Annotated in this window: 1 protein-coding gene; it reads left to right on the top strand. The window is 60.8% G+C overall.

Features of this window, described 5'->3' with window-relative positions; translation table 11 throughout:
- Window positions 1-4: 4 nt before the first annotated feature.
- A partial coding sequence (gene tuf / locus HKX24_RS17605) for an elongation factor Tu (RefSeq protein ID WP_276154223.1) occupies window positions 5-1,107 on the top strand: 1,103 nt, incomplete at its 3' end.

Consider the following 1,107-nt stretch of genomic DNA (forward strand, 5'->3'; position numbering starts at 1 on the left):
CACCATGGCAAAGGCAAAGTTTGAACGCACCAAACCGCACGTCAACATCGGCACGATCGGCCACGTTGACCACGGTAAAACCACGCTGACCGCGGCGATCACCAAGTACTTCGGTGACTTCCAAGCGTATGACCAGATCGACGGCGCGCCCGAAGAGAAGGCCCGCGGCATCACCATCTCGACCGCGCACGTTGAGTATGAGACCGAGAACCGTCACTACGCCCACGTCGACTGCCCCGGCCACGCTGACTATGTGAAAAACATGATCACCGGTGCGGCGCAGATGGACGGCGCGATCCTGGTTGTGAACGCGGCCGACGGCCCGATGCCCCAGACCCGCGAGCACATCCTGCTTGGCCGTCAGGTTGGCATCCCCGCCATGGTCGTCTTCATGAACAAAGTTGACCAGGTCGACGACGAAGAGCTGCTCGAGCTCGTCGAGATGGAAATCCGCGAACTGCTGTCCTCCTACGACTACCCCGGCGACGATATCCCCGTTGTTGCAGGTTCCGCTCTGGCGGCGATGGAAGGCAACAAGCCCGAGATCGGCGAAGAGTCGATCAAGAAGCTGATGGCCGAAGTTGACGCCTACATCCCGACACCTGAGCGTGCCGTGGACCAGCCCTTCCTGATGCCCGTCGAAGACGTCTTCTCGATCTCCGGCCGTGGTACCGTTGTGACTGGCCGTGTCGAGCGTGGCGTGATCAACGTTGGCGACGAAATCGAAATCGTCGGCATACGCGACACCAAGAAAACCACCTGCACCGGCGTGGAAATGTTCCGCAAGCTGCTGGACCGTGGTGAAGCCGGCGACAACATCGGCGCCCTGCTGCGCGGCGTTGAGCGTGACGGCGTTGAGCGCGGTCAGGTTCTCTGCAAGCCCGGCTCCGTGACACCGCACACCAAGTTCGAAGCCGAAGCCTACATCCTCACCAAAGAGGAAGGTGGCCGTCACACGCCGTTCTTCGCGAACTACCGTCCGCAGTTCTACTTCCGTACAACTGACGTGACCGGCACCGTTCAGCTGGCAGAAGGCACCGAGATGGTCATGCCCGGCGACAACGTATCCTTCGGCGTTGAGCTGATCGCACCGATCGCCATGGAAAA

The organism is Sulfitobacter sp. M85, assembly GCF_029285915.1.
GTDB lineage: Bacteria > Pseudomonadota > Alphaproteobacteria > Rhodobacterales > Rhodobacteraceae > Sulfitobacter > Sulfitobacter faviae.